Raw genomic sequence first — 21,205 nt, 5'->3', positions numbered from 1 at the left:
ATTTTTTTCAATGCATGCATCCCTAGGTACTTTCGTTCTGAACACTATAAGAATACTACACATGAAGGTCGGACCGGCGAAAAAGACCATTATCGTAAAGGAATATCACTTAGACATAGGTATAGTCCAGGTATACGATAATTACATGGTAGCAATCTTCGACGAAGGAGCTACCGTTACATTAGAGAGGGCCTACCAGGTCATTGGAATCTCTGAAATTCATTTCAGGGAAAAGAACTTCGGCTACATCAGTCTCCGCCGAAATTCCTATGCTATAGACCCCACGATTTACCAGTACCTGCGGGAACTGGAAAACCTTAAAGCATTTGCAGTGGTTTCCGTAAAGGAAATGGACATGCATAACTTTAAGATAGAAAAGATGTTCTATAAAAAACCCATGAAATTCTTTATCGACTACAACAATGCCCTGAAGTGGGTAAGAAGAAGGGTAAGGATCAAATAACTCTCTATTTCCCGCCTTTACTCTCCCCTGTTTTTCCGGGTTCACTGACCAGGGATCTGAATGCCTGGCCCATTTTTTCAATTATCAAAGTAGCAGATAAAGCCTCGTATCCCCATTCTGAAGCTGCAATATCTCCTGCCCTGCCATGTAAGAACACCCCCAGTACTGTCGCTTGTAACGGTTCATAGCCTTGTGCGATCAAAGCAGTGATCACTCCCGTGAGAACATCACCGCTTCCGCCGGTTGCCATACCGGGGTTACCGGTAGAATTAATATAGCCCTTCTCCCCGTAAATAGTGAAGGTGTGACTGCCTTTGATCACCAGGATACAATCGTATTTTTTGGAAAACGCATGAGCTTTCTCCAATTTGTCAAAATCATCCTCCCAGGAACCGATCAATCGCTTAAGCTCACCGGGATGTGGTGTCAGCACTGACCCAGGCGGAATATCCCCCAATAGTTCTTTATCAGCAGAAAGAAGATTCAGGGCATCGGCATCTAACACCAGTGGAATCTTATTGCGTTTTAAAAACGCTGAGAAAGCCTCGGCGGTAGCTTCAGAAGTCCCCATGCCTATACCCATCCCGATCACGCTGGGTTCCAGTTCAAATTCCAGTTTTTCGATCTGCTGCTCAGCCGGATCCGTGAGCAGCATGATCTCGGGAATGGCGGTTTGTAAAGGAATATAGCCGCAGGATGGAACATAAGCGGTGACCAGGCCGCTCCCTGAATGAAGACATGCCCGGGCAGATAAGTGTACCGCCCCTATTTTACCATAGCTACCCCCTATTATAAGCGAATGCCCGTAGGTACCCTTGTGAGTAAACTTCTCTCGCTCCCTATATAAAGGCCGTAGTTCTGACTGCACGACGAAGTCATAAGTTGTCTCCCTGCCGGCTAGAAATTCCTGGTCCAGCCCAATATCCAAAGCAGCCCAGTTCCCGATATATTTCCCTGTACCGGGAAGAAAAAAGATGAGTTTCGGGGCCTGGAAGGTGAGTACAAAATCAGCCTCTACTGCCTGCTGTTCAGGAGTAACCCGGTCTGTATACAAACCTGAAGGAATATCAACCGATACCTTAAATGCCTTAGAGGTATTGAGATAGTCGAACAACTGTAAAACCCAGTCGGCAGGTGGCCTGCTGAGTCCCAGTCCAAATATGGCTTCTACCACGATATCTTCATTCCCAATTTCAGGGAGAGTACTTCCTTTTTCTATGACCGTAGGCCAGACCTTCCTTTCTTTTAAACGCTCCAGGTTGATCAAGAAATCTTCTGATCGGTTCTTACTGTAATCCACGATATAGACCTTCAGGTGGTAACCATGGTCCTGCAGATGCCTGGCAAGAACCAGTCCGTCACCCCCGTTATTTCCGATCCCACAAAATATATGGATAAGTACGGGTGCACCCTGTAAGCGTTCATGGATCCAGTTAAAAAGCTCGGTAGCAGCACGCTCCATCAGCATGGCACTGGTGATTTGCTGTTTCTTTATTGTGAATTTATCAGCATCATAGATCTGCTGGGCGGTATAAATCTTCATTCTTTAAAAATAATTAAGCTTTGTTGCCGACTTGGCAAAAATAGTGACCAACATTTGCTAAGGCTCTCAAAAATACTACATTTGGTATCTAAGTACAGCCAAGATGAACCAGGATCAACCTTCTTTGATTTCTTTTACGCGTCCGCGTATTGGCTACGTAATGCTTACAGGCAATACTACCACCCCTTGGGGGTAATACACTATTTCACTTCCGTCCCTGCATTCCCTTTGCCATTGTATAAGCAAACAAATTCTCATTAACATGAAAGTATTAAAATTTGGCGGTACTTCCGTCGCCAGTTCCCAGGAAATTAGACGTGTCAGATCTATAGTAGGTAATATTACCGGCACCCGTGTCGCAGTGGTGGTTTCTGCCATGGGAGGAATAACCGATCTTTTGTTAACGATGGCCACGCTGGCGTCTGAACAGGATCCGGAGTATAAAAAGATCCTGAAAGAGATTGAAAACAGGCATCTTACATGTATCCGGGAATTACTGCCCGTTGACCAGCAAAGCGCTGCACTAAGCAAGGTTAAAAGTGAGCTGAATATACTGGAAACTTTAGTTGAGGGCGCTTTCCTGATCGGGGAGACCACCCCGCGCCTCCTTGACAAGGTTGTCAGTTACGGTGAATTACTGTCTTCCTTTATTATCAGCCAGTTCCTGAATGCCGATGGCCTGGATGCCTGCTTTAAAGATAGCAGGGAACTGATCATTACTAACGAGGTGTTCGGGAAAGCTGCCGTGCGCTTTGAGGAAACCAATGCCAATATCAGGGACTATTTTGAACATAACAACACCCAGGTGAATGTCCTGCCGGGATTTATCGCTTCCTCCAGCAACGGTAATTCGACCACCTTGGGAAGGGGCGGTTCTGATTATACCGCAGCGGTGATCGCAGCGGCTGTAGAGGCGGAAGAACTGGAAATATGGACCGATGTCAGCGGAATGTATACAGCAAATCCAAAGCTGGTAAAACAGGCCAAGGCCATTGAGCATATTTCTTACGAGGAAGCGATGGAGTTATCTCATTTTGGCGCCAAAGTTCTTTACCCCCCAACCATTCAGCCTGTCTTATCTAAAAATATCCCGATCCGCATCAAAAATACGTTCCAACCCGATTCCCCCGGAACCCTGGTGACCAGGAGTGAGAACGGCAAAGGAAAGACAGTAAGGGGTATCAGTAACATAGGCGGCATTGCGCTGGTAAGCCTTGAAGGGCCCGGCATGATAGGTATTCCGGGTATTTCCAAACGATTTTTCGAAGTGCTCTCCCTGGCCGAAATCAGCGTGGTCATGATCACCCAGGCATCTTCAGAACATTCTATCTGCGTGGGTATTGCGGAACAGGATGCAGATCTTGCTGTCACCGTAGTGAATGAAGCATTTGCTTATGAAATTGAGAGCAGGAAGCTGAAGCCTGTGCTGGCCGAAAAAGGCCTTGCCATTATTGCCCTGGTCGGGGACAATATGAAAAGTCACCAGGGGCTGAGCGGAAAAATGTTCAGTTCCCTCGGAAAGAATAACGTAAACATACGAGCCATTGCCCAGGGTGCCTCCGAACGTAACATCTCTGCCGTTATCGTACAGGAAGATGTAAAGAAAGCACTTAACACCCTTCATGAAGCCTTTTTCGAGGAACAGGTAAAACAGCTGAACCTGTTCGTAATGGGGGTTGGGAACGTAGGTTCAAAATTCCTCAACCAGGTACAGCAACAAAAGAAATACCTCAAGGAAAACCTGAAGCTCAATATCCGGGTCGTAGGTATCTCTAACAGCAGAACCATGGCCTTTGATGAAAACGGTATTCCCCTTACCGACTGGGAACAGGTGCTTAGCAAGGGGCAACCAGCCAATGCGGACCAATTCCTGGCCCAGATCCGGAAACTGAATTACCGCAACAGCATTTTTGTGGATAACACGGCAAGCGAGGATGTTGCTGCGATGTATGAATCCTTTCTCCTTCAGAGTATATCCGTGGTCACCTGCAATAAGATCGCGTGCTCATCGGACTACGAGAATTACAGGAAACTCAAGCGACTCGCCAGGGAATACAATGCCCCCTTCCTGTTCGAAACCAATGTAGGGGCAGGGCTGCCCATACTGGATACCTTGAAACACCTGATTGCCTCCGGGGACCGGGTACATAAGATACAGGCAGTACTTTCAGGCAGCCTGAATTTCGTCTGGAACAATTTTAACGACAATACTACATTCTACGAAGTGGTGAAACAGGCACAGGAGGAAGGCTATACAGAACCTGACCCTAAAATAGACCTCAGCGGTATTGATGTGATGCGGAAGATCCTGATACTGGCCAGGGAAAGTGGCTATCAACTGGATATTGATGCCATTGAAAACAAATCCTTCTTACCGGAAGAAAGCCTGGAAACTAAGGATAACGATGCATTTTTTAATACCTTGGAGAAACATGAACCTGCCTTCCAGCAGCTGTATAAAGAAGCTGCAGAGGAAGATTGCAAATTAAAGTACGTGGCCGAGTTTGCCGATGGTCAGGCGAACGTGGGCTTGCATAAAATTCCAAGGGGTCACGATTTTTATAACCTGGAAGGAAGCGACAATATTGTACTCTTTTATACCGAACGCTACCCCCGTCAGCCATTGATCATCAAAGGAGCCGGGGCCGGGGCTGCTGTAACAGCCTCAGGTATCTTTGCTGATATCATCAGAATTGGTAATTTTTAACCCATGGATTCGATCAAAGTATTTTGCCCTGCAACCATCGCCAATATTTCCTGCGGTTTTGATGTCCTCGGGTTGGCTCTCGACACGGTCGGAGACCTGATGACCGTAAAAAAACAGCAGGAGAAAGGGATCGAGATCCTTGAAGTGACCGGGCAGGATTTGCCCAAAGAAGCTCACAGGAATGTAGCCGGGGTTGCCGGGATGGCCTTACTGCAGCAGGCTGATTATAATGGAGGTTTCAGTATCAGCATCGACAAGAAAATTAAGGCAGGTAGTGGTATTGGCAGCAGCGCTGCCAGTTCTGCGGGTGCGGTCTGGGCCATGAACGAATTGTTGGGCAAACCTTTTACCCGCAGACAACTTGTTGAGTTTGCAATGGAAGGAGAGCGCCTCGCCAGCGGGGTAGCCCATGCAGATAATGTTGCTCCTGCATTATTCGGTGGTTTTACCCTGATCAGGAGTTATAATCCACTGGATATCATCCATATTTCTCCCCCAGGGGAACTCGTGGCTACGGTGATCCATCCACAGATCGAGATCAAAACCTCGGATTCCCGTAAGATCCTGAAAACCACGATCTCCCTGGAAGATGGAATCAAACAGTGGGGAAATCTCGGCGGGTTGATCGCCGGTCTTTATACCCAGGATTACGATCTGATCGGCAGGTCCCTGGAGGATCACATCGTGGAACCTATCCGTTCCATATTGATTCCGGGTTTTGACGCCCTGAAAAAGCATTCCCTGGAAGCGGGAGCCCTGGGTTGCGGGATCTCGGGTTCCGGACCTTCGGTCTATGCACTGAGCAGAAGCCTTGCTACAGCAAAGGAAGTGGCGGCCGCCATGAAAACAGTATATGACAAACTCGGAATAGCTTACGATCTCCATGTGTCAGAGATTGGTAAAAGCGGGGTTAGGGTAGCATCTCCTTCTGAAGCCAATTTCAATTAAGCAGAAAAAATGAATTATTACAGTCTAGAGAGAAATAGCATCGAAGTCAGCTTTAAGGAAGCAGTGATCCGAGGGATCGCCCCTGACCGGGGTTTGTATTTCCCGGAGCACATCCGCCCCCTGCGTTCCAGTTTTTTCAGGGATATCAACACCCTGAGTAACGAGGAAATTGCATTCAGAGCAATGCGCCAGTTTGTCTCGCCAGAGATTCCTGAAAAAATTCTCAGGGAGATCCTTGCAAAGACACTCGATTTTGATTTTCCACTCGTGCACATTGAAAAAGGGGTTGCGGCACTGGAACTTTACCACGGGCCCACCATGGCTTTTAAGGATGTAGGAGCGCGCTTTATGGCCCATTGCCTGGGTTATTTTTCACAAGACAACAATCAAGAAGTAACGGTACTGGTAGCTACATCAGGAGATACCGGGGGAGCAGTGGCTAATGGCTTCCTGGGTGTGGAAGGGGTCAAGGTGGTTATCCTTTATCCCAGCGGTAAAGTAAGTGATATACAGGAAAGGCAATTAACGACCCTGGGTAATAATATAACTGCTCTTGAAGTGGATGGCACTTTTGATGATTGCCAGGCCATGGTCAAATCAGCCTTCCTGGACGATGAACTTGAAGGTCGCGTTCGCCTGACGTCGGCTAATTCAATTAATGTGGCACGTTGGCTCCCGCAAATGATCTATTATTTTCTTGCTTATAAAATGATGCAGGATAAAAGGCAGCAACTTGTATTCGCAGTTCCCAGCGGAAATTTTGGTAATATTTGTGCCGGTATGGTCGCACAGCGGCTGGGGCTGCCGGTGAGCCATTTTGTGGCTGCCACCAACATCAATGATACCGTTCCCCAATTTATGGAATCCGGGCAATACGAGCCAAAACCCTCCTCCCCTACCATTTCTAACGCCATGGACGTTGGAGATCCAAGTAATTTTGTCCGTATTCTTCACCTCTATAACGATCAACTCCCCAACCTGGCAAGTACTTTCTCCTCGTACTCGTTTACAGACCAGATGACCAGGGAAGCTATGGCCGACCTGTACCAACGTACCGGTTATATTGCCGATCCCCACGGGGCTGTGGGTTACCTTGGCCTTAAGAAATACCAGGAATCCAATCCCGAATGCTTTGGTATTTTCCTGGAAACAGCCCATCCTATAAAGTTCCGGGATGTTGTGGAAGACACCTTGAATACTGAATTAGAGGTACCGAAACAGATCAAAGCAGTCCTGGATAAAGACAAAACCTCTATCCCTGTTAAGACTTACGAAGAATTACGGTCTTACCTCTTATCGGTAAACTGATGCCCGTCTCCGCATAAAAAAGCAATAACCACCTTCACTGGCTTCCGTTATATTTTCAATACATTTGCGCTGTAAAAAAACGGATAGAAATGAAGAGTACCGCTTTACACGCAAAACACCAGGCCCTCGGCGCGAAAATGGTTCCATTTGCAGGCTATTCCATGCCTGTTTCATATGAAGGAGTTAATGCAGAACACGAAACGGTTCGCAATGCTGTCGGGGTTTTTGATGTTTCACATATGGGGGAATTCCTGGTCGAAGGGCCAAAAGCACTGGAACTGATCCAGAAGATCAGCAGCAATGATGCCTCCAAGTTAACTATCGGGAAAGCGCAGTACAGCTGTATGCCCAATGAAACCGGTGGTATTGTGGACGACCTGATCATTTACCGGGTCAAAGACGAAACCTACCTCCTGGTAGTCAATGCTTCCAATATTCAGAAAGACTGGGATCATATCAGTAAGTACAATGCGGCGATAGGGGCCGAGATGCGGGATCTCTCCGATAACTACTCCCTGCTCGCGATACAGGGCCCAAAGGCGGTGGAAGCCATGCAAAGCCTGAGTTCTATCGATCTTTCTGCTATTGCTTTCTATAATTTTGAAGTAGCTGATTTTGCCGGGATAGAAAATGTGATCATCTCAGCTACCGGTTACACCGGGTCGGGTGGCTTTGAAATTTACTGTAAAAACGAAGAAGTAGAACAGGTTTGGGACAAGGTACTGGAAGCTGGGGCGGAATTCGGAATTAAACCCATCGGCCTGGCCGCAAGAGATACCCTGAGACTGGAAATGGGATACTGCCTTTATGGTAATGATATAAATGATACTACCTCGCCCCTGGAAGCGGGTCTTGGCTGGATCACTAAATTCACAAAGGATTTCGTAAACAGTGAAGCCCTCAAAGAACAAAAAGAAAATGGTGTCAGCCGTAAATTGGTGGCATTCGAATTAAATGAGCGGGGAATCCCAAGACAGGGTTACGAATTACTGGACCAGGAGGGAAAAGTGATAGGAGAAGTAACCTCCGGAACCATGTCCCCTTCCCTTGGAAAGGGTATCGGACTGGGGTATGTACCCGTAGAACATGCTAAGCCGGGTACCGAACTACAGATCAGGATCCGGAAGAACAGCCTACCGATCACCATTGTAAAACTACCATTCTACAAGCCCTGATGATTGATTTCCAGAAAGTTATAGAACATATCAGGACAGAGGTAACGGTGATAGAAGACAAAGGAACTGTAGCAACCTATATCCCGGAACTGGCGAAAGTACCAATTGATAAGTTCGGAATGGCACTGGTAGATCAGTATGGCAAAACACATATAACCGGGGATGGGGAAGAGCGTTTCTCCATACAAAGTATTTCTAAAGTACTTAGCCTGGCTATGGCCTTCGCAATTAAAGGCGAGGAGCTATGGCAACGGGTAGACGTGGAACCTTCAGGAGACCCGTTCAATGATCTGTCACTTTTAGAGAATGAGAACGGGATTCCAAGAAATCCACTGATCAATGCGGGGGCAATAGTAATCTGCGATGTCCTCATGACAGAGCTGGACAATCCCAGGGAAGAGATCCTGCAGTATATCCGGGAAATAGCCAACGACCCGACGATCAATTACAACCTGGATGTAGCACGTTCTGAAAAAGCAACCGGGTTCAGGAATTATGCCGCTGCAAACCTGATAAAATCATTCGGGAACCTCCACAACACCGTAGGTGAAGTACTGGACCTGTATTTTGATCTTTGCGCCATAGAAATGTCTTGCCGGCAATTATCCCATGCATTCTACCCCCTGATGAACTTGGGGAAATGCCTTAGAGGAAACCAATACCTGACCATCCCACAGGTAAAACGAATGAACGCTATAATGCTAACCTGTGGCTTTTATGATGAAGCCGGGGAATTTGCATTCGAGATCGGTCTGCCGGGGAAAAGTGGTGTCGGTGGCGGCATTGTTGCCCTACTTCCGAACGAATTCTGTGTGGCCACCTGGTCCCCTGGATTGAATGAAAAAGGAAACTCAAGACTGGGGATGATCGCCCTTGAAAAACTGACCACCAATACCGGATTAAGTATATTCTGAGACTTGGAAAAAAAAAGAATTCTCATATTAGGTGCCAGTGGATTTATAGGGAACGCCCTGTACAAGGAGCTGTGCCCTTATTTTGATACTTACGGCACCTACTGTAATGCCCGCCGGTCCTTTGAAGACAATAAGCAATTCTTTCGATACGACCTGGATGAGGATGATGTGGTTCAGTTATTACAAAAACTCAGGCCGCATGTGATCATATCTGCCCTGAGAGGTAATTTTCCCGCCCAGGTACTCGCTCACCAGCATATGGTAGAATATGTCTCTGAGAATGACTGCCGCCTGTATTTTATCTCCTCGGCTAACGTGTTCGACGCTTACAGGAAATTTCCCTCTTATGAATACGACAAGACCTTCTCTGACAGTATTTACGGCCGGTTCAAGATCAAGATAGAGAATATGCTAATGCGGTTACCTGTTTCCAAATATGGTATCCTCCGGGTGCCTATGGTCTTTGGAAACACATCCCCCCGGGTTAAAGAAATGAAATCATTTATCTGGGGAAATGAACCCATAGAAGTGTTTCCAAACCTGGTGATCAATGTGACCAACGATGACCGGCTCACCCAACAGGTGCACTACCTGATCAACCAGGACCTGGGAGGAATCTACCACCTTGGCAGCAAGGACCTGGTTCACCACGATGACTTTATACGAGAGATCGTAGAACGCATCGGGAGTTTTAACCCTATTTATAAACGGGTCTATACTTCTAACGAAGAACGATACTTAGCTGTCCTCCCCAAAGATCACCTGTTACCAGCTAACTTGCAGACTTCTTTCCAGGATATCATTGACCACCATGTGTTGAAGTGATCAGCATTTAATCGGGCTGGTAATAAAATAGATATGACTTCATAAATGCCTCATATTTTGCTATTTTATAAATCTTAAATAAGTAAGATGAAAGAATCTGTTAACAATTTTCAGGGGCTCAAAGCAGTTTTCCTGAATTGCACATTAAAAAAATCGCCCAGGCAGAGTCATACTAAGGGTTTGATGGATGTTTCCATAGAAATTATGCAAACTGAAGGTGTTGAGGTTGAGGTGATACGAGCAGTAGATCATGAAATTCCATATGGGGTTCAACCCGACATGACTGAACAGGGCTTTGACCTGGATGAATGGCCCTCTTTATTTAAAACCATTATCGATGCAGATATCCTGGTCATTGGAACTCCGATCTGGCTCGGTGAACGATCGTCTGTTTGCTCAAAAGTAATCGAGAGGTTATATGCCATGTCTGCTCAGAAAAATGAAAAAGGGCAATATATTTACTATGGAAAAGTAGGTGGCATCATTGTTACCGGGAATGAAGACGGGGTTAAGAATTGTGCCAAGAGCATTCAATATGCCTTACAGCATATTGGGTATACGATCCCCCCTCAGGCCGATGCGGGCTGGATAGGAGCTATTGGACCAGGACCGAGTTACCTGGATGAAGAATCAGGGGGTCATAAAAATGAATTTACTAACAAGAATACTACCTTTATGACCTACAACCTGATGCACCTTGCAAAAATGCTCAAGGACAATGGAGGGTTTCCCGCTTACGGGAATTCTGGGAAAGCTTGGGAAGAAGGTAAACGCTGGGCTTTTAATATCCCGGAATATCGCTAGTAACAATATTAAATGTAAAGTATTATGGAAAAACTCAACGAACGAACTATAGAAGAACGCCTGGACAAAATGGAAGGCTGGGTCTACAAGGACGGCGCTATAGAAACCTCTTTCCAATTTGCAGATTTTCGGGAAGCTTTCTCAAAAATGACCCTTATTGCATTTGAATGCGAGGCCCAGGGACACCACCCGGACTGGACCAATGTGTACAACAACCTGACCATTCGTTTAAATACCCATGACGCCAATGGAATTACGGAAAAAGATTTCCGCCTGGCGCATAGCATATGGCAGATCATACATGAAGACAGCAAGTAGTATCCAGTATTTGCGTCGATTTTAAAAAGTACTAAATTTGCTGGCATTATACAGCTAAATTAAGCTATGGGAAGAGCATTTGAATTCAGGAAAGCACGAAAAATGAAACGCTGGTCGGCCATGTCCAAAGCGTTTACTCGAATTGGCAAGGATATCGTCATGGCGGTCAAAGAGGGAGGCCCCGACCCGGATACCAATTCCAGGCTTCGGGTGGTCATTCAGAATGCCAAAGCGGTCAATATGCCCAAGGACAACATTGAACGGGCGATCAAAAGGGCTTCTGATAAATCCCAGGGCGACTATAAACAAGTGTTGTTTGAAGGTTACGCCCCCCATGGGATAGCAGTACTGATAGAGACTGCGACAGATAATAATACACGTACCGTCGCCAACATCCGCAGTTATTTCAATAAATGCAACGGGAGCCTGGGAACTTCAGGTTCGGTAGAATTCATGTTTGATCACACCTGCAATTTCCGGATTAAAGCCGAAGGCCTGGATCCTGAAGAGCTGGAGCTCGACCTGATCGATTACGGTGCAGAAGAGGTATTCGTTGATGGGGAGGATATGCTTATTTACGGACCTTTCGAAAGTTTTGGCGCTATTCAGAAGGAATTGGAATCCAGGGGTATAGAGATACTCTCGTCCGATTTTGAACGTATCCCACAGGTAACTAAAGAACTGACGGAAGAAGAAGCCGAAGACGTGGAAAAGTTACTGGAAAAGATCGAAGAGGATGATGACGTACAGAATGTATACCACACCATGAAGGAATAGCTATTTTGCTATCCCTGTTCGTCAGTGAATTTCAACGTCACAGGAAGGAAATCATACCATTTATACATATACCCCCTCAAGGGTATTACCTAAGGGGGTTAACATGGTTATCTTTGGTGAACTAACCATGAAATATGCAACTGAGTTGTATCCTTGTAGACGATTCTATCACACACCGGGAAGCTATCTCTAAACTGCTGAACAGGCAACCAGCCCTGCAACTTATTCAGACTTTTGCCGACCCTAAAGAGGCGCGTACTTACTTGAAAAAAAACGAGGTTGACCTTGTTTTCCTGGATATAGAAATGCCCGGTATGACCGGTTTCCAATTGCTTGATCGACTTAAGAACCCACCCCTGGTCATCATTATCAGTGCCCATGGTAAACATGCCTTGAAAGCATTTGATTACGAAGTCATCGATTTTCTTCAGAAACCCGTACTGCCAGAACGATTGTCTATAAGTGTGCAAAGGGCTCAGACCCAGCTGCGCTATACCATTCCCAGTGAAACCGATGATAATTACATTACTGTAAAGACCGATTACAAAAAAAATACCCGGATCAATTGTGACAGCATAGAATGGGTAGAAGCCATGGGGGATTATATCCGGCTTGTAACCTCTAATACCAGGTTCATGGTGTTATCCAGCCTGAAAGCTTTTGAAAAAGAATTACCGGAAGACCAGTTCTTACGGGTACATAAATCATTTATTGTTAACCTGGTAAAAATAGAACGGTACAATAACAATGTAATCGAAATTAAAGGTCACAAACTACCCCTGAGCAGGAGAAGGAAAGGGGCCCTGGATGAAGCCCTGAAAAACATGTGAACACCGTTTCGTCAGAGGATACCATTACCCTTACAGAAAGCCAGGAGATCAGCCGCATTGGAACAATGACTTTTGGCCAGTATATTTTTCCGGTGTGTACTTACCGTGTGCTTACTTATATTCAGTGAATCGGCGATCTGGGCATTGGTCTCACCTTTGGATATCTGTGCTATAACTTCGAGCTCCCGCCTTGTAAAGAAATTTACAAATTCTTTGTAGACCATCTCTCGCAGTTCCTTGGTGTCAAAATTATTGGCATAGACATCCCATTCTACCTTGTTATTATTAGAAATAAAAGATATGTCGCTGAGGAATGAGACATTACTTACCATCTGCCCATTCCCGTTTATTTCGTGTACCGTAGATTGTCGTAATACCTTGATATAGCTACCATCTGCTTTTTGCAACCTGTAGGTTAGGCGCAGGTATTCGTTACAGTCCGAACTGTTGTGCTGGCTGCAGTGCGTCACTATGCCTTTTATAATTCTTTGCACGAAGGTCGCATCATCGGGATGATATTGCTGGAGCACTTTATTCAGGTCAAAATTTTCCCCTGCATCGTACCCCAGTAATTCACCGATCCCCCTACCGAAGGTGATCTGTGCCTTTTCCCAGTCTACAATGTAAATTGCTTGTTTTCCCCGTACCAACGGGAATGTATCGATCCAGCTTAAATCACTACCAATGGTAACTCCGGTTTCCCGGCCAAGTCTCGCTTCCTTAAAAAAGTCTAATACTCCTGCTGCTATTTTGTCCATAATCTTGTACTCAGTGTTTGTAAATATGCAGATAAGCAAGAATTAAATATTTCCGGGTTTTAAGTCGTAATTAACGGAGTATTCCTGCAAGAATGAGTGGCCGTGGCCCGGAAGGTCGGGTGACAGCACATGGAAAGAATCAAATTTGTTCGATCGGATCTGGTTTTCACAAGCCAGTGTATCAATGGAATTACCATAGAGGAAGAGAACCGTGCTATCTGTGTCTACCCTGTTATCCCAACAGGCAATTGATCCCCCTTCCAGTTTACAAGTATTCTGAATCATTGAAAACGTCAATCATTAAACTGTATCCTTGGGGGAATAGCGTTAAGCTAGTGGCTCATCTACAGATAACAGATAAGCCTGAAATAATTCTACAGCAACCGTAATTATTTTCGCAGCTTTCGATGTAAAATATACTACAAATTTATTAAGAATCAGGCTAAAGACCTTATTAATAGGCTCATTTTTTGATATTACAGAGCGTTTGGAGCATAGATAATTAGCAACAAATTTACTCGGGTGCCTTATAAAGGAATTAGCTTCTGGCAGCTACCTTGCCAACGACCCCCTCATAAAATTTGCGGATAGTTATAAAGTCGGTTTCAATATCCCCGGAAGGAATTAACGGCTGGGAGATTTTCACCTCTTTCTTACCGAAATCAAAGGCGACCATGACGATGGGTACTCCTGCGGTGAGAGCGATATAGTAGAACCCGGTCTTCCACTGTTTTACCTTCTTGCGGGTGCCTTCGGGAGACAGGGCAAGCCGGAACTCTTCTCGTTCCTCAAAGATCTTCGCAGTTGCTTTTACCGTGTCACTGCTTTTACCCCGATCAATGGGAGCTCCGCCTGTTTTCCTGAAAAACCAGCCCCAGGGAGGTCGGAACAAGCTGTGTTTCCCTATATAATTGATCTTCATCTGTAATACTTCCCTCACGATCAACCCCATTATAAAATCAAAGTTGCTGGTATGGGGAGCGACAATAAATACGCACTTCTTTAACTGCGGCATGGTGCCGGAAAACTTCCAGCCCATAAGATCGTAAAAGAGAAATTCTGCAAGTTTATGCACTCTGAAAATTTTATAGATGGCTACTACGGTGATCCCGGAAGATCAGATCTTTTCGTATAAGGCTTTCAGGCGAGAGGGTGTCATGATCTGCCTCCATTCAGGTCCCAGGGCATTTTGCCACAGGGGTTCCAAACCGAGTGCAACATTGACCATTGTATCCATTTGCTCGTCAGACAAGGATGCGCAAATACCTTCGGGTAAATGAATGTTGTGCTTATGCTGCATCTGTCTGAATAATTTTACCCCCTCCGGGTAAAATTCGTCCAGGTGCTGAAAAACCAGGCAATTCCCGATTCCGTGCTTTGTTCCCAGGACGTAAGAGAGGCCATAGCTCATCGCATGCGCTACCCCTACCTGCGAATAGGCAATACTCATACCGCCATGCCAGGATGCCATCATAAGTTTCTCCCTGGATTCATCTTCCGGCAGATCCTCCAGAAATACCTCCTTGCAAAGGTCCAGGGCTTTTTCCCCGTAACTCTGGCTAAAGGCATTCAGGAAGGTGCCGTTCAGGGATTCCACGCAATGTATGTAGCAATCCATCCCCGTATAAAACCATTGATCTGCAGGAACCCCCAGGGTAAGGTCAGGATCCAGAACCACCTGGTCAAAAGGGGTATAGTCCGAATTGATCCCCAGTTTCTTGTGGGGTCCCAGCAATACAGTAGTACGTGAAACTTCGGCTCCTGTACCACTTATCGTGGGTATACCCACGTGGTATAATGCAGGTTTCTTAACGAGGTCCCAGCCCTGGTAATCCGAGGCAGGACCATTATTGGTCAGCATTATGGCAACCGCTTTTGCAAGATCCAACAAGGTTCCCCCACCTATCCCTACGATTCCGGATGGAAGGTCATTGTGATCCGAGAGCAATTTCTGTACCAGGACATCCACTTGTTCCGTTTTGGGTTCCTCATCGGCCGAGATAAAGATCAGCTGGTCATCGAACATCAGCGGGACCCGTTCAGCAAGTTCCCGGCCCTCGAAGACATCGTCCACAAGGAAGATTATGGGTGCATCAGAACTCTTGCGGTGGGGCATTAAGATTTCTCCCAGTTGCCCAAAACTGCCGGGACCGTAGATAACCCTGGGTACCATGGGAAAATTCCGGTATTTGGTCAGGTTGTCCTTTATTTGGTTCTTCAAGCTTGTTTCTTTTTTCAGCTGCATCTGGTCAATTCAAATATTTCACAATATCGGTAATCCTGCTCAGGGTAAGATGGTCATTGGTCTGTTCCTCCACCGGCACCTCCTCGTGGGCCCAGGTAGTATGGAAAGGCACATGTACCGCCATTCCCCCAAGGTTAAGTATAGGGAGCACATCCGATTTCAAGGAATTTCCGATCATCAGGAATTCCTCGATCGGTATCTCCAGGTGTTCCAGTAAATGCTGGTAATTCACTTCTTTCTTGTCACTGAGGACCTCGACATGGTGAAAGTAGGCAGACAGGCCGGAACGTTCCAGTTTCCGCTCCTGGTCCAGCAGGTCACCCTTGGTCAGGACGATCAGCCGGTAGTTATCCTTTAATTGTTCCAGGACCTCCGGGACGCCATCGATCAGCTCTACCGGGTGCGAGATCATTTTCTTTCCAAGATCCAGGATCTTGGCAATGGTTGCCTGGGACACCTTCTGATTAGACAATTCCAGGGCCGATTCTATCATGGAAAGCACAAAACCTTTGATCCCGTATCCATAGATATCAAGGTTTCGCATCTCCATCCTGAAGAGTTCCTGGTCTATTTTATTCGGAGTTTCATAATGATCGAGTAATTTGGCGAATTCCTCTTCGGTCTCCCTGAAGTAGGTTTCATTCACCCACAAGGTGTCGTCGGCATCAAAACCGATCACTTTAATTTTACTGAAATCTAATTCCATGCTGCTATCGCCCGTTCCAGGTCTTCAGGAGTATCTATCTCTATTCCTGTAACCTCAGTTTCTACCATTTTTATCTTTTTACCATATTCCAGGTATCGGATTGCCTCAATCTTCTCTGCGTTCTCCAGGGGTAACATTGGGAGTCTCTGGAAATCCATCAGCGCACTTTTCCGGAAGGCATAGATGCCCTTATGCTTATAATAAGTTATCTGAATGTCTTTGTTCCTGGGATAGGGAATAGGCGAACGGGAGAAATAAAGCGCAAAATCCCTGTTATCCACAATCACTTTCACGGTGTTGGGATTACTGATTTCTTCCCAGTCCGTGATCGGTGTCATCAGGGAAGCAAGATCTATCTCCCCGGAACTATCGTTCTTGAAAACTTCCAGAACCCCGGCCAGACTCTCTTTATCGGTGAAGGGTTCATCCCCCTGTACATTTACAATGATATCTACCTCCATCGGGGTTACCGCCTCTGCGATCCTGTCGCTGCCACAGGCATGCTCAGCACTGCTCATCAAAGCTTTGCCCCCTGCTTCTTCTATGGCTTTAAAAATGACCTCGCTGTCAGTTACCACGTAGACTTCGCTGAATAGCCCCGTATTGACGGCTGCTTCATAAGTTCGAAGTATGACAGGTTTTCCTGCCAGGTCCTGCATCAGCTTCCCCGGAAACCTGGAAGCCGCGTACCTGGCGGGTATCATTGCTATTATTTTCATGCTATTTCTGCTGCATTTTAAGTTCTTATTTTCGGTTTTAACTTCCTGTAAATAGAAAAGATCACTAGGAGTATCACCACCACGAGGATAAACCCAAGGATCGGGGCTAAAATAGTGATCACTGATATCACCGTGGCCGTTACCGTTTCTATCAGGGAAACTACCGGGTTGGCGATGCCCCCCGTTGTTGCCGTTGTTGCTGCCCTCCCTGTAGCCGAAGCGCCGCGGATCGCTGTTGCGGTTCCTCCTCCGGCAATAATGGCGAGGGCCCAGGTAATTACGGGGTTAAGATCTGCCACCGTAGAAACCATTACCGCGGTACCGGCAATAGCTGCCAATGGTACAGCGATAGTATCCAGTAAATTATCAACCCAGGGAATAAAATAAGCGCCGAGTTCCAGGATGGTAGCCACTCCGAGGGTGACAAGGGCAGCCAGGCTCCCGATCCACTCCCAGTTGTCATTAAGTTCCCAAATTCCCGTGTAGGCAGCCAGGCTTAATGCGAACAATGGGAGGAATACCCGGAATCCTACTGATGCGGCCAGGCCTATTCCTAAAAAGATACTGATAATGGTTTCAGCGGTCATTTAATTGGGCTAATACACTAAAATAGGCTATTCCTGGTTGACAAAAAAATCGTTTTTGAACCCGATCAGGTACAGCTGTTTCCGTGCCCTGGTCACTGCGGTATACAGCCAGCGCAGGAAGGAAACATCCGGCCCTTCGGGCATATATGGCTGTTCTACAAAGACCGTATTCCACTGCCCACCCTGGGATTTATGGCAGGTGATGGCATAAGAGAATTTAACCTGCAGTGCATTGAAGAACCGGTTATTCTTCACCCCGAGAAAGCGTTTATACTTCGACTTTTCATGGGCATAATCTTTCTGAACCTCCTGGTAAAGCCTGTTCTGGTCCTCGTAAGAGAGCGAAGGGGTCACTGCTTTGATGGTGTCGAGCAACAAAACGGTTTCAAATGGTTTTTGTTCCGGGTAATCTACCATTTGAATCTTCACCTCTGCAAAAGTAAACCCGAAGAGCTGCTTTATACTAAAGATCTCGAGAACCTCGATAATATCACCATTCGCGATAAAACCTGCAGTGGAATTACTGTCCAGCCAGAAATAATTATTCTTTACCACCATCATATAGTCCCCTACAGCAAGGTCGTTCTCCAGGAAAAGTATTTTATTCCGGATCTGTTCATTGTAAAGATTAGCCCTTTTGTTAGACCGGACAATAAACACCGTTTCTTCTTTCCCGTTCTCACTGTACGAACTATCTATCGCTTCCTGGATCTCGTAACCATCAACCAACCGGATGATATCCTTAAAAGGATCCACATCAAATTTAAAACCTTCGGGAAACTGTCCCTGCAGCTGTTCACGCAGGTTAGTGGCATTGACCAGGATACCTGAATCCTGTGCCTGTCTTACTACTTCGTCCAGTTCCATCCGCTCTATGACCTTATTGTACTGTAAGCCCAACCTGTCTCCGTCCAATGCCGGGCTGAGCTCCAGGTGCACCGGGGGTAGCTGGGCTGTGTCACCGATAAGGATAAGCTTGCATTTATGCCCGGAATAGACATATTGCATCAGGTCATCTAACAGGGAATCATTCCCGAACAATTTGGAATCTGACTGGGTGTCCGGGATCATAGAAGCCTCGTCTACTATAAATATGGTGTTGCGGTGCTTATTGGGAGATAAAACAAACTTGACTCCCCCACCCCGTTCTTTTTTCGGGAAATATATTTTACGGTGTATGGTATAGGCCTGGGTATTGGCGTAGCCGGACATCACCTTTGCTGCCCTGCCTGTGGGAGCCATCAGGACCGCTTTCTTATTCGTCTTCCAGAGGTTAGTAACAATATCTCCTATGATGGTCGTTTTACCAGTTCCGGCAAAACCTTTTAACAGGAATACCTGGTCTTTATCCTCAGACATGATGAACCTCGCGAGCTTCTGAAGCGCAATATCCTGTTTAGGGGTAGGGTCATGGGGAAATTTGGACTTGAGTAAAGTGTAAAAATTAGCTGATGTCAGGACAGTCATAGACCCCAAATATAACTAGGAAAATTGGGGCAAATCCTTTTACGATTAAAAAAAAATTGTAGATTTGTGACTACCACAATAGCTAATTAACACTAAACTAAGAATGAAAACCATACTTCAAATTGTACTCTGGATTGTCTGCATTGTTTTTGGATATCTGATCTACAGATCTGTAACAGGCCCAATAGAGTTTCAGAAAGTGAAGGAGGAACGTTTCTCCAAAGTTATTTCTAAACTAAAAGACATACGCAATGCCCAGGAGGCGTACAAGCAGGTGAACAAGAGGTATGCCAATGACTTCAACAGCTTGGTTCAATTTGTAGATACCGGGAAATACACCATTACCCAAAAGAGAGACTCCTCTTACATGGAATTTGACAAGACCTACCAGATAGACATGCTGAAAGAGGTTACCATTGTTGATACCCTGGGATTTGTTGCCGTAAAGGATTCATTGTTCAAGAACGATGACCGCTACAAGACGATGATGAATGTTCCATACGCACAGAACGATGAGAAGTTTACCATGAAGGCAGACGTCATTGATAAGAACGGTTACCGCGTTCCAGTATTTGAAGCCCGTGTAGCTAAGGATGTTGTACTTTATGATCAGCCTAAAGATCTGAAGGCCCGTGAAAATGCACAGGTTGGTGTGGAAGAGGTTAACGGCGCATACATTATCGTAGGATCTCTGAATGAAGTGAGTACCAGTGGAAACTGGCCACCCATATACGACAAAAAACGTGATTAAAAACTCCACTGATAACCCAGTAGAAAAACTTTATAAATTGTCCATTCAGGTTAGCCTGAATGGACTTTCTTTTTGCATCTTCGACACCGTGGCGAATGCCATTATCCATAGCCGCCGTGTTGATTTTCAGGAAGAGCTGAGTCCTTTTGATATACAAAAAGAGCTGAAAAAATTATTCCAGGAAGAGAAGATCACCGATTATCGTTTTACCGAGGTAGTTGCCACCCACAGGAACCTGCTATTCAGCCTCGTCCCCAGGGCCCTCTTTGACGAGAACGAGCTTGCCAATTACCTTAAGTTCAATGCGAAGATCCTGGCCAATGACCTGATCGAGTACGATGAAATCAGCAGTTATGATATGGTGAATGTGTATGTTCCTTTCATGAACATAAACAACTATATCTATGAGCTTTTCGGGGAATTCGATTTTCTGCACCACGGCACGGTCCTGATACAGGCATTGATGAGTATTCACACCGGTACAGAACCCGTGTGCTACGTTCATGTCACCGAACAACAACTGGATATCGTAGTACTGACACAGAAGAAACTGGTCTTCTTTAACAGTTTCCGGTACCAGACAAAAGAAGATTTCATTTATTATATCCTGTTTACCCTGGAACAACTGAAACTGGATACCAATACGATTAAGACCCGCCTTTTCGGAGCGGTGGAGACAGGAGATGAGCTGTATGATATCTGCTATGAATATATACAAAACCTCTCCATATTTATCCCCGAATCCGATCTCTATACAGAATCAGAGGATCAGAAAGATACCATCGATTTCACCCTAATAAATGCACTCTGATGCGAATTATATCCGGAACTTATAAAGGAAGACGCATTACCGCACCGAAAAAACTTCCGGTCCGGCCAACGACCGATATGGCTAAAGAAGCCCTCTTCAATATCCTGAATAACCGTTATTACTTTGATGGGCTTACCGTACTGGACCTGTTTGCCGGCACCGGGAATATCAGCTATGAATTCGCTTCCAGGGGTGCAGGACCGATTACAGCGGTGGATGCTGATTTTAACTGCGTCAAGTTCATTGGCAAGACCACTGAGGAACTGGGGTTCCCTATTGCTGCCACCCGGGCAGATGTATACCAATACCTGGAAAGGATATCCACTACCTACGACGTGATCTTTGCCGATCCACCTTATAATATGCCTGTGGAAGACTTTGGCAAGATCGCAGATATTGTCTTCAACAAGGGCCTTTTAAAGGAGGATGGAGTACTGGTCATTGAGCATGGAAAAGAGACAGACCTGAGTTCTATAGAAAATTATGAGGATAGCAGAAGATACGGCGGTAGCGTGTTCAGCTTTTTTGGCAGAAAAGAATAATTGTATT

22 protein-coding genes are annotated in these 21,205 nt (G+C 45.9%); 14 read left to right on the top strand and 8 right to left on the bottom strand.

The window, feature by feature from the left end:
* The first annotated feature begins 61 nt into the window (after positions 1-61).
* Positions 62-463 (top strand): STAS/SEC14 domain-containing protein, encoded by a 402-nt coding sequence (locus tag CLV82_RS08570; protein WP_133643899.1) that lies wholly within the window; start codon positions 62-64, stop codon positions 461-463.
* 4 nt (positions 464-467) lie between these two features.
* Here CLV82_RS08570 and CLV82_RS08565 read toward each other — a convergent pair whose 3' ends face one another.
* Positions 468-2,006 carry an NAD(P)H-hydrate dehydratase gene (locus CLV82_RS08565; RefSeq protein WP_133643898.1) on the bottom strand — a complete coding sequence of 513 codons (1,539 nt, stop codon included), beginning with the start codon at positions 2,004-2,006 and terminating at the stop codon, positions 468-470.
* Positions 2,007-2,268: 262 nt separating this feature from the next.
* Here CLV82_RS08565 and thrA point away from each other — a divergent pair, with 262 nt between their 5' ends.
* The 10 genes from thrA (at position 2,269) to CLV82_RS08515 (ending at position 12,612) form a co-directional block, all read left to right on the top strand.
* A complete protein-coding gene (thrA, locus tag CLV82_RS08560; RefSeq protein ID WP_133643897.1) occupies positions 2,269-4,713 on the top strand; it encodes a bifunctional aspartate kinase/homoserine dehydrogenase I in 2,445 nt (814 codons plus the stop codon).
* A 3-nt stretch (positions 4,714-4,716) separates the two neighbouring features.
* A complete protein-coding gene (locus tag CLV82_RS08555; protein ID WP_133643896.1) occupies positions 4,717-5,661 on the top strand; it encodes a homoserine kinase in 945 nt (314 codons plus the stop codon).
* Between the two features lie 9 nt (positions 5,662-5,670).
* On the top strand, positions 5,671-6,969 hold the full coding sequence (gene thrC / locus CLV82_RS08550; RefSeq protein WP_133643895.1) for a threonine synthase: 1,299 nt from the start codon (positions 5,671-5,673) through the stop codon (positions 6,967-6,969).
* Between the two features lie 89 nt (positions 6,970-7,058).
* Positions 7,059-8,144 (top strand): glycine cleavage system aminomethyltransferase GcvT, encoded by a 1,086-nt coding sequence (gene gcvT / locus CLV82_RS08545; RefSeq protein WP_133643894.1) that lies wholly within the window; start codon positions 7,059-7,061, stop codon positions 8,142-8,144.
* Positions 8,144-9,058 (top strand): glutaminase, encoded by a 915-nt coding sequence (locus CLV82_RS08540; protein ID WP_133643893.1) that lies wholly within the window; start codon positions 8,144-8,146, stop codon positions 9,056-9,058. Before gcvT ends, CLV82_RS08540 begins: the two co-directional genes overlap by 1 nt.
* Before the next feature lie 3 nt (positions 9,059-9,061).
* Complete coding sequence (locus CLV82_RS08535) at positions 9,062-9,883, top strand: sugar nucleotide-binding protein (protein ID WP_133643892.1); 822 nt, start codon at positions 9,062-9,064, stop codon at positions 9,881-9,883.
* An 87-nt stretch (positions 9,884-9,970) separates the two neighbouring features.
* A complete protein-coding gene (locus CLV82_RS08530; RefSeq protein WP_133643891.1) occupies positions 9,971-10,687 on the top strand; it encodes a flavodoxin family protein in 717 nt (238 codons plus the stop codon).
* A gap of 24 nt (positions 10,688-10,711) precedes the next feature.
* Positions 10,712-11,005 (top strand): 4a-hydroxytetrahydrobiopterin dehydratase, encoded by a 294-nt coding sequence (locus tag CLV82_RS08525; RefSeq protein WP_133643890.1) that lies wholly within the window; start codon positions 10,712-10,714, stop codon positions 11,003-11,005.
* A gap of 66 nt (positions 11,006-11,071) precedes the next feature.
* On the top strand, positions 11,072-11,782 hold the full coding sequence (locus CLV82_RS08520; protein ID WP_133643889.1) for a YebC/PmpR family DNA-binding transcriptional regulator: 711 nt from the start codon (positions 11,072-11,074) through the stop codon (positions 11,780-11,782).
* A gap of 134 nt (positions 11,783-11,916) precedes the next feature.
* Positions 11,917-12,612 carry a LytR/AlgR family response regulator transcription factor gene (locus CLV82_RS08515; RefSeq protein WP_133643888.1) on the top strand — a complete coding sequence of 232 codons (696 nt, stop codon included), beginning with the start codon at positions 11,917-11,919 and terminating at the stop codon, positions 12,610-12,612.
* An 11-nt stretch (positions 12,613-12,623) separates the two neighbouring features.
* Here the strand turns inward: CLV82_RS08515 and CLV82_RS08510 are convergent, their stop codons facing one another.
* The 7 genes from CLV82_RS08510 to CLV82_RS08480 all read right to left on the bottom strand — a co-directional run bounded on the left by CLV82_RS08510 (position 12,624) and on the right by CLV82_RS08480 (position 19,094).
* Complete coding sequence (locus CLV82_RS08510) at positions 12,624-13,370, bottom strand: response regulator transcription factor (protein WP_133643887.1); 747 nt, start codon at positions 13,368-13,370, stop codon at positions 12,624-12,626.
* Between the two features lie 538 nt (positions 13,371-13,908).
* Complete coding sequence (locus CLV82_RS08505) at positions 13,909-14,445, bottom strand: lysophospholipid acyltransferase family protein (RefSeq protein WP_133643886.1); 537 nt, start codon at positions 14,443-14,445, stop codon at positions 13,909-13,911.
* A 42-nt stretch (positions 14,446-14,487) separates the two neighbouring features.
* Positions 14,488-15,615: an iron-containing alcohol dehydrogenase family protein gene (locus CLV82_RS08500; RefSeq protein ID WP_133643885.1), complete on the bottom strand. Its 1,128-nt coding sequence runs from the start codon at positions 15,613-15,615 to the stop codon at positions 14,488-14,490.
* Between the two features lie 4 nt (positions 15,616-15,619).
* The gene (locus CLV82_RS08495; RefSeq protein WP_133643884.1) at positions 15,620-16,321 is read right to left on the bottom strand and encodes an HAD family hydrolase; all 702 of its coding nucleotides are present in this window, start codon (positions 16,319-16,321) and stop codon (positions 15,620-15,622) included.
* Positions 16,312-17,040 (bottom strand): 3-deoxy-manno-octulosonate cytidylyltransferase, encoded by a 729-nt coding sequence (gene kdsB, locus CLV82_RS08490; protein WP_133643883.1) that lies wholly within the window; start codon positions 17,038-17,040, stop codon positions 16,312-16,314. The genes CLV82_RS08495 and kdsB overlap by 10 nt, the downstream gene beginning before the upstream one ends.
* Before the next feature lie 17 nt (positions 17,041-17,057).
* Positions 17,058-17,627, bottom strand: a complete 570-nt coding sequence (locus CLV82_RS08485) for a DUF4126 domain-containing protein (protein ID WP_133643882.1) — start codon at positions 17,625-17,627, stop codon at positions 17,058-17,060.
* 27 nt (positions 17,628-17,654) lie between these two features.
* Positions 17,655-19,094: an ATP-dependent DNA helicase gene (locus CLV82_RS08480; protein ID WP_133643881.1), complete on the bottom strand. Its 1,440-nt coding sequence runs from the start codon at positions 19,092-19,094 to the stop codon at positions 17,655-17,657.
* A gap of 103 nt (positions 19,095-19,197) precedes the next feature.
* Between CLV82_RS08480 and CLV82_RS08475 the strand changes: the two genes are divergently transcribed.
* Genes CLV82_RS08475 through CLV82_RS08465 form a run of 3 tightly spaced genes read left to right on the top strand, consistent with a single transcriptional unit; the run spans position 19,198 to position 21,198 of the window.
* The gene (locus CLV82_RS08475; protein ID WP_133643880.1) at positions 19,198-19,845 is read left to right on the top strand and encodes a hypothetical protein; all 648 of its coding nucleotides are present in this window, start codon (positions 19,198-19,200) and stop codon (positions 19,843-19,845) included.
* The gene (locus tag CLV82_RS08470) at positions 19,805-20,656 is read left to right on the top strand and encodes a DUF3822 family protein (protein WP_394346160.1); all 852 of its coding nucleotides are present in this window, start codon (positions 19,805-19,807) and stop codon (positions 20,654-20,656) included. The genes CLV82_RS08475 and CLV82_RS08470 overlap by 41 nt, the downstream gene beginning before the upstream one ends.
* Complete coding sequence (locus tag CLV82_RS08465; RefSeq protein WP_133643878.1) at positions 20,656-21,198, top strand: RsmD family RNA methyltransferase; 543 nt, start codon at positions 20,656-20,658, stop codon at positions 21,196-21,198. Before CLV82_RS08470 ends, CLV82_RS08465 begins: the two co-directional genes overlap by 1 nt.
* Positions 21,199-21,205: the final 7 nt, after the last annotated feature.

This window comes from Zeaxanthinibacter enoshimensis, from assembly GCF_004362865.1.
GTDB lineage: Bacteria > Bacteroidota > Bacteroidia > Flavobacteriales > Flavobacteriaceae > Zeaxanthinibacter > Zeaxanthinibacter enoshimensis.
Note: the sequence above shows the minus strand (reverse complement) of the source record. Positions and strands in the feature narration are given on the sequence as shown.